Genomic DNA, 8198 nt, shown 5'->3' on the forward strand with positions numbered 1-8198 from the left:
CAAGGCTCGGTTGTAACATAAGCGTCGCAAGAATAGCAGAACTGGTCGAACCTTTTAACCAGAATTACGTCAATGTTAGGTTTATGACTGAAAAAGCACAAAGAGATAAAAGAATAGGTGAATAATGAAAGGTAATACAGGATTCAAACGCATTATTAAAGCGACAAGGTATTCGATACAGGGATTGCAGGCTGCTTTCAAACATGAGGCTGCTTTTCGTCAAGAAGTCACTCTCGCTATTCTACTGATCCCGATTGCCTTTTTGGTGGATGTTGGTCACGTTGAACGCATGTTGATGGTGTTGTCTTTATTTATTGTGCTGATTGCAGAGCTGATGAATTCGGCTATAGAGGCTGTGGTGGATCGCATTGGGTCTGATTTTCATGAATTAGCAGGACGTGCCAAGGATATTGGTTCGGCAGCGGTATTTGTTGCTTTAGGCCTAGTGGTATATATCTGGGTTGAAGCATTATTCTTTTAACTTAAATTTCAAGTTATTAGGGCCAGTTGGTTGATTATTTAACCATGCTGTATATACTCACAGTTAACTGTATAAAATAACAGGTGCCCTATGAGACCCTTAACCCAAAGACAGCAACAGGTATTCGATCTAATTAAAGCTAAGATTGAGGATACTGGTATGCCACCAACAAGAGCGGAAATTGCCCGCGCGCTGGGTTTTCGTTCAGCTAATGCTGCCGAAGAGCACCTTAAAGCACTGGCTAAAAAACAGGTAATTGAAATTATTCCTGGTGCTTCAAGAGGCATCCGTATTTTATTGCAAGATACCGCTAATGATGACGGTTTACCGCTGATCGGTAATGTGGCGGCGGGTGAGCCTATTTTAGCTCAAGAGCATATAGAATCTCATTACCAAGTTGATCCACAAATGTTCAAGCCAAAAGCGGACTTTTTACTGCGAGTACACGGTGAAAGTATGAAAGACATCGGTATTATGGATGGCGATCTACTCGCAGTACATAAAACTCAAGATGTTCGTGATGGACAGGTTGTGGTGGCACGAGTGGATGAAGACGTCACCGTGAAAAGATTGGAGCGTAAAGGCGCAACTGTTTTGTTGCACCCAGAAAACGAAGCTCTGTCTCCAATTAAAGTTGATTTAACTCAGCAACATTTAGTGATTGAAGGTATTGCTGTCGGTATTATTCGTAATAGTACTTGGATGTAATCACTACATTCCAATAACTGACAGTTCACTAAATATGCAGCGCCCCTTAATAGGAGCGCTGTTTTTTTTGCCCTAAGATTTACCAAGGAAGCTTTATGCATAATCCAGTTATCCGTTCACTCATGGACTTAAGTCTGCACAAGAGGATTCTTGCGTTGGCAATACCTATGGTGCTGTCCAACATTACGGTACCGTTATTGGGTTTAGTTGATACTGCCGTGGTAGGGCATTTGGAACACTCTTGGTATTTAGGTGGTGTGGCGTTAGGCAGCACCATGATCAGTATGGTGTTTTGGCTATTTGGCTTTTTACGTATGTCGACAACAGGCTTGTCCGCGCAAGCTAAAGGAGCACAAAATCCTAGGAAATTAGCCCTGATCTTACTGCAAGGTATTTTCATGGCATTGTCATTTGCTGTGCTTTTCTTAATCTTACATCGTGGGATTATTTCCTTGGCTTTGGGCTTTAGTGATGCCAGTGAACAAGTACAGTTATACGCTTCGCAGTATTTTGCCATAAGGGCGTGGAGTGCTCCGGCGGCGATGGTGAACTTTGTATTGCTAGGTTGGCTATTAGGCAATCAAGATGCAAAGGCTCCAATGTGGATGGTGATTGCGACTAACGTGACCAACATAGTGCTAGATGTGTTGTTTGTAGTGGTTTTAGATTTTGGAGTATCCGGCGTAGCATCTGCCTCGGTGATTGCAGACTTTACAGGAACATTTGTCGGTCTCTATTTCTGCCGCAAAGCGTGGCAAAAGTCCGTTCAACTGACTTTACATCAAATGCTGTCTCTAGGTACGAGTAAGTTGTTTGCTGGGGTACTGCGGTTTATTCGTTTAAATAGAGATATCTTTTTACGTTCATTGTTCCTACAAGCAGTGTTGGCGTTTATGACCTTCCAAGGGGCAAGTTTTGGTGATGATGTAGTGGCTGCCAATGCGGTACTGATGAGTTTAGTGTTGATGGTTTCCTATGCCATGGATGGTTTTGCATACGCAATAGAAGCTATGGTTGGTAAAGCCATTGGTGCGAAAAATAAAGCCGAGCTGGCGCTTTCTATATGGGGTTCCTTTATCTGGGGCTTTATTGTGTGTTGTGGCTTTGCACTATTATTTGGAGCTGGTGGCAGTCTTGTAGTGGCGTTAATCAGTGATATCGATAGTGTTAGAATCACTGCAGACGAATATCTACCATGGCTTGCTATCATGCCGTTAGTTTCAATGTGGTGTTATCTGTTTGATGGCATTTTTATTGGCGCGACTCGAGGCAAAGAGATGCGTAATAGCATGTTCTTGGCTGCGATTACTTTTTTTGTCCTCTATTTTAGTTTTGCGTCTTTGCAAAATCACAGTTTATGGATTGCCATGCTCGGCTTTATGGCAATGAGGGGAGGAGCACTTGGTTGGATATTTATCAAGTTGTGGAAAAAGGGGCAGTTTTTAACTTCTGCCCACTCTTAATATTGGCTTGCTTACTGACGTTGTTGGTATAACTTGATCAGAACAGGCGGTTTAAGCCATTTAATGCCGCTACTCGATATGCTTCAGCCATTGTCGGGTAGTTAAAGGTAGTATTGACGAAGTAGTCAATGCTATTGGCTTTACCGGGTTGTTCCATGATGGCTTGTCCAATGTGGATAATTTCAGCCGCTCGTTCTCCGAAACAATGGATGCCTAAAATCTCTCTGCTTTCTCTATGGAAAAGGATTTTTAAACTACCAATGTCTTTGCCTGATATTTGTGCTCGAGCCAAGTGTTTAAATGAAGCGCGTCCTACTTCATAAGGGACTTTAGCGGCTGTTAGCTCTTGTTCTGTTTTACCTACAGAGCTGATTTCAGGAATCGTATAAATACCCGTTGGGATATCTTCAATTAATCGTTGAGTGGATTCGCCTTCGGCAATCGCTTTAGCGACAAAACGCCCTTGGTCATAGGCGGCGCTTGCTAGGCTAGGGTAGCCAATCACATCACCTACCGCATAAATATGCTCGATGTCGGTTTGGTAGTTGCTGTTGATTTTTAGTTGACCACGAGAGTCGGCCGCTAAGCCGGTAATTTCTAAATTGAGTGTATCGGTGTTGCCCGTTCGGCCATTGGCATACAGCAAGCAGTCGGCGCGCATTTTTTTCCCCGACTCCAGATGAACGATGACCCCATCATCGGTTCCTTCGACTTTTTCAAATGATTCGCCGTTGCGAATAACAATACCACTGTTACCAAAGTGATAAGACAGAGCGTCAGAGATTTCTTTATCTAGGAAAGAGAGGAGTTGGTCGCGCGTATTGATTAGATCGGTTTTTACACCTAAGCCGCGGAATATGGAAGCATACTCACAACCAATCACGCCTGCACCATAGATAATAATATGTCTTGGTTGATGGTGGAGTGACAGTATTGAGTCACTGTCATAAATTCGCTGGTGGTTAAAGTCGACGCTATCTGGATGATACGGACGCGAACCGGTGGCTATGACAAAACGATCTGCGGAGTAATGCTCAGTTCGTCCATCTTCTAGAGTTACTTTTACCGTATTGGCATCAGAAAATTGCGCAGCACCAAAGATCAGGGTGCATTGGTTACGGTCATAGAAGCCCTGTCGCAATGTTGTTTGTTTATCAATAACGGTTTTTGCATGGCTGAGAATGTCATCGAAACTGGCATCAAAACTGCGATTGTTCTTGCTAAATAAAGGGTTGTTATTGAATTCAGTAAAACGACTGACGGCATGTCTGAGTGCTTTGGATGGAATTGTACCCCAGTGAGTACATCCGCCTCCGACACTTTTTTCTTTCTCAATGATGGCTACATTAAACCCAGCTTTGGTCAGGCCCATAGCAGCACCTTCCCCCCCTGGGCCACTACCGATCACAATTACATCAAAATGCGATAAAGAACTCACAGAAACCTCCTTGTTTTGTTAGTAGCATTCTAGACTCTTGTCGTTATAGGTAAATTAGTTAGTGGTGACTAAGTGGGCGGTCTCACAATAAAGATCACTTTGTGAGTCTGCAGAGTTTGCAAACTAAGAAGCAGTTATGCTTTATTGTGGTTAGACTAAAATAGTTATGAATAAAGTATGGGCGTCAGAGCAGAGCAAAAACAAAAAACAAGACGAGCAATCATCGACTCAGCATTAGGACAATTATCTGCTGGGCGAAGCTTTTCTAGTATGAGTCTTCGGGAAGTATCAAGAGAAGCTGGAATTGCCCCAACGTCTTTTTATCGCCATTTTGATGATATGGACCAGCTTGGTTTAGTGATGGTTGACGAAGCAGGGCTGCTGTTGCGCCAATTGATGCGTCGAGCACGTGAACGAATTCAGGCTGACTGTAGTGTGATTCAAACCTCCATTGAAACTTTTGTGGAGTTTATCGACACTAGCCCAGATATTTTTAGGTTATTACTGCGCGAGCGTTCTGGCACTTCAGAGGAGTTTCGTTGCGCAGTGGCAAGAGAAATTCAATTTTTTAGTACTGAGTTAGCGGATTACCTGAGTGCACAGCAATTACCAAGAGAAATCGCGGCACTACAAGCTGATGCTATCGTAACGTTAGTCTTTAACTCGGGTGCTGAGTTCTTAGATATAGTAGAGAAGAGTCAGCGAATGGCTCACCAAAAGAGGCTAATTGAACAAGTTCGTATGATCTCTCTAGGGGGGCATGCAATGAACCAGTTTCAGAATAATAAGAAAGAGAGGGATTCATGACTGATCAAAAAGTAAATACAACGTCGGATAAGAAGTCGCTTTTATTAGCTTTAGTGTGCGGAATGAGTGTCAGTTCGTTGTTCTCATCGCTGTCCATAGAAGGTTATGCATTTTCGATTTTCTCACTAATTTGCTTAGTGTTAGCCACTCAATCTATCTATCAAAATTACCTTAATAATCCGCTAAACGAAGATTTCCCTCTATTGGGTGTAGGCAGTTTTTTCGTCGGCTTCTTTGGTCATTCGGCATTTATTAAAGCTCAATATCCAGAGGCGGGTACTAACTTTTTCTCTATCGTAGTGACACTAGTGTTGTTGGTACTGATTGGTAGGAAGTTAGGTTACTTAGGCAAATAAATAAAAAAGAGCGGCGAGCCGCTCTTTTATCTACTTATAGCTCTGCTACTTAATCTATTAGGCTTTACGCTCTAAAAATATGCCCATTTCCATATGATGGGTATATGGGAACTGATCAAATAACGCATAACGAGTGATGTTGTGTGTCTCACCTAAGATTTCTAAATTATCTTTTAGCGTTTCAGGGTTACAAGAGATATAGAGGATACGCTCATAACCTTGAACCATTCTGCAAGTGCCTTCGTCCATACCTGAGCGTGGCGGATCAACAAAAATTGTGTTGCAGTCATAACTCTTAAGATCAACATTAGCTTGTTTTAGACGGCGGAATTCACGTTTGCCTTCCATTGCATCGGTAAAGTCTTCAGCAGACATGCGAATGATCTGTACATTATCAATCTCATTTGCCCGAATATTGAATTGTGCAGAATCAACCGACGGTTTAGCCAGTTCAGTCGCAAGTACGCGATTGAAGTTTTGCGCCAGCGCTAATGAGAAATTACCATTGCCACAGTAAAGCTCTAATAAGTCACCGCTCGAATCTTTAGTACAATCCACCGCCCATTCCAACATTTTCTCTGCTACATGACCGTTTGGCTGGGTGAAACTATTTTCTACTTGCTGGTAGGTATAGGTTTTACCAAATACATTCAGCTTCTCGATAACGTAGTCTCTGTCCAAGACAATCTTCATCTTTCTGGCGCGACCAATAAGATTTAAGTTAAAGCCTTCATCATTAAGTCGCTGTTTCAGTGCTTTGGCATGTTGCTGCCATTCTTCATCAAGTTGCTTGTGGTAAAGCAAAGACACTAAAATTTCACCACTTAACGTGGAGAGGAAATCGACTTGGAAAAGCTTGTGGCGAAGTATGTTGTGTTCTTTGAGCGCTTCTATTAATAGCGGCATCAAATCATTAATTAAGCGACTCGCGACAGGAAATTGGTCAACACGATATTTCTCACGTGTTTCTTGATTAAACATCACGTAGTACAGGTCTTCACCTTCGTGCCACACGCGGAACTCTGCGCGCATTCGATAATGATCCTCATCAGAAGTAAATACTTCTAATGCTGGCATCGTATATTCGCTAAACATCTCTTGTAGACGTACTGTTTTATCATCGAGTTGTAGCTGATAAGACTCAGAGTTTACATTTGGGTTGGCCATTCACTTTTCCTGAATTGAAACAAGAGGCGCAGATTCTATACTCATCGGCATTGAGAGTATAGATTGTGTGCATGAGTTATTTTGATGTAGATAACAGCTTACGTATAAAACTACGCTTATATTTTATTTTAATACAATGATTGATGGCTTAACTATGTGATGTATTTTGCTAAAGTAGTTAACCACAATATTTATTCAAACCTTATTAAGAGTGCCAATGTCTGAAACTAGAATCTTGATGTTTGACTCAGGGGTAGGTGGCATTTCGGTATTTAAAGATATCAAGGCTAGATTACCTTGGGTCAGCTGTACTTATGCATTTGATAATGAAGCCTATCCGTATGGGGAATTAGAACCCAACCAATTGATACGACGTGTCGAATCCTATGTAAAGCACTTTGTAGAAACCCAAGATATTGCTTTGGTTGTAATTGCGTGCAATACCGCAAGTACTATAGTTCTAAGCAAGTTAAGAGAGAAAATCACTATCCCTATTGTTGGAGTGGTTCCTGCAATCAAACCTGCATCTCAAAGATCAAGCCAAGGTGTGGGTCTTATTGCAACGCCAGCAACAGTGACTCGAGAGTATACGCATGAACTGATTCGACATTTTGCTTATGGTAAAGATGTCGTCATGTTAGGCACAACAAAGCTAGTCGATATGGCTGAGCAAAAACTGCGTGGTGTGCCGGTAGATCTTGAAAGTTTAGAAAAAGTGCTACGGCCTTTAAAAGGCTCGGTCGATGTTGCAGTGCTTGGTTGTACACATTTCCCTCTATTAAGAGATGAGATATACCAAGTATTGGGAGAAGGGGTAGTGCTTATCGATTCTGGAGATGCAATATCAAGAAGAGTTGAATTTCTACTACAAGATCGTTTCCTTTCCGATAGTAGAAATAAAGCAAGCTATGATGTGTATTGCAGCACCGAACCTCATCACAAGTCGGCGCTACAATTATCATTTACTGAGTTAGGGTTCTCAGAGATTAAGATTCAGCCTCTGAAGGATGTTTAGGTTCATTGGCAATACGAACTTTGATTGTTCTTTGCATGTACTCATATTCATTGAGTGTAGCGATCATTGAGTCGGCATCATCATGCCCAACTTCAACGAAACCAAATCCACGACGTTTTCCTGTTCGTTTGTCTTTCATCAAACGAACACTGTAAACAGTGCCGTATTCCTCAAAAAGCTCCTTTACGTGAGATTCACTCGCTTTATAAGAAAGGTTGCCAACGTATAAAGTAGTGTTTTCGGTATTGGTCGTCGTTGTTACCTGCGCAGAAGAGGTAGGTTTAGAAGTGGTACTTGAAGCAGGCTTCTGCCACAAGATTAACGCAGTTGCTACGACACCTATACAGAAAGCAATACCAGGGCTTATAGACAGGAAGGACACAAGTGCTGAGCCAGCTATTGCAAGGATGAAGACAATCAATAAAGATTTGTTTGAGTTCATAATTCTTTTATCACTATATATGGGTGAATTGATGGGTGTGAAATTCATTAACAAAACAGACACATAGATATTACGCATGCCACAATAATTTTTCCAATTTTATCCTCTAATAGTGTCTAATTTCGTCAGGTTGTGGCGGATTGTTTATTTTATAGTCATTTGAAATAAATCTTTAAAAAACCTCTTGCCAACGTGACGCAGGTCTCTATAATGCGCCCCACTGACACGGCAACAGCGACAACGCTTCGCAGTGATTCAGTCGGCAAATTAGCCGAACCATTTGAGTTTAACTTCTCTTCGAAAATAAATTCAAAAAAGTGT

At 41.9% G+C, this 8198-nt stretch carries 9 protein-coding genes; 6 read left to right on the plus strand and 3 right to left on the minus strand.

Annotated features, from left to right (window positions below):
* Positions 1-124: 124 nt before the first annotated feature.
* The 3 genes from VHA01S_RS15490 (at position 125) to dinF (ending at position 2652) form a co-directional block, all read left to right on the plus strand.
* Positions 125-481, plus strand: a complete 357-nt coding sequence (locus VHA01S_RS15490; RefSeq protein ID WP_023405286.1) for a diacylglycerol kinase — start codon at positions 125-127, stop codon at positions 479-481.
* Positions 482-571: 90 nt separating this feature from the next.
* Positions 572-1189 (plus strand): transcriptional repressor LexA, encoded by a 618-nt coding sequence (gene lexA / locus VHA01S_RS15495; protein ID WP_023405287.1) that lies wholly within the window; start codon positions 572-574, stop codon positions 1187-1189.
* Between the two features lie 95 nt (positions 1190-1284).
* Positions 1285-2652 carry an MATE family efflux transporter DinF gene (gene dinF, locus VHA01S_RS15500; protein WP_023405288.1) on the plus strand — a complete coding sequence of 456 codons (1368 nt, stop codon included), beginning with the start codon at positions 1285-1287 and terminating at the stop codon, positions 2650-2652.
* A 37-nt stretch (positions 2653-2689) separates the two neighbouring features.
* Here dinF and sthA read toward each other — a convergent pair whose 3' ends face one another.
* Positions 2690-4090: a Si-specific NAD(P)(+) transhydrogenase gene (gene sthA, locus VHA01S_RS15505; RefSeq protein WP_023405289.1), complete on the minus strand. Its 1401-nt coding sequence runs from the start codon at positions 4088-4090 to the stop codon at positions 2690-2692.
* Positions 4091-4267: 177 nt separating this feature from the next.
* On the opposite strand from sthA, the gene fabR reads away from it, so the two are divergent.
* Together fabR and VHA01S_RS15515 are read left to right on the plus strand one after the other, a co-directional pair.
* A complete protein-coding gene (gene fabR / locus VHA01S_RS15510; protein WP_023405290.1) occupies positions 4268-4897 on the plus strand; it encodes an HTH-type transcriptional repressor FabR in 630 nt (209 codons plus the stop codon).
* The gene (locus VHA01S_RS15515) at positions 4894-5253 is read left to right on the plus strand and encodes a YijD family membrane protein (RefSeq protein WP_023405291.1); all 360 of its coding nucleotides are present in this window, start codon (positions 4894-4896) and stop codon (positions 5251-5253) included. Before fabR ends, VHA01S_RS15515 begins: the two co-directional genes overlap by 4 nt.
* A 57-nt stretch (positions 5254-5310) precedes the next feature.
* On the opposite strand, the gene trmA is transcribed toward VHA01S_RS15515, so the two are convergent.
* Complete coding sequence (gene trmA / locus VHA01S_RS15520; protein ID WP_023405292.1) at positions 5311-6420, minus strand: tRNA (uridine(54)-C5)-methyltransferase TrmA; 1110 nt, start codon at positions 6418-6420, stop codon at positions 5311-5313.
* A gap of 217 nt (positions 6421-6637) precedes the next feature.
* On the opposite strand from trmA, the gene murI reads away from it, so the two are divergent.
* Positions 6638-7435 (plus strand): glutamate racemase, encoded by a 798-nt coding sequence (murI, locus tag VHA01S_RS15525; protein WP_023405293.1) that lies wholly within the window; start codon positions 6638-6640, stop codon positions 7433-7435.
* Here the strand turns inward: murI and VHA01S_RS15530 are convergent.
* Positions 7407-7877 (minus strand): RNA recognition motif domain-containing protein, encoded by a 471-nt coding sequence (locus VHA01S_RS15530; protein ID WP_023405294.1) that lies wholly within the window; start codon positions 7875-7877, stop codon positions 7407-7409. The two genes, murI and VHA01S_RS15530, sit on opposite strands and share 29 nt — an antisense overlap.
* Between the last annotated feature and the right edge of the window lie 321 nt (positions 7878-8198).

The organism is Vibrio halioticoli NBRC 102217 (genome assembly GCF_000496695.1).
Lineage (GTDB): Bacteria > Pseudomonadota > Gammaproteobacteria > Enterobacterales > Vibrionaceae > Vibrio > Vibrio halioticoli.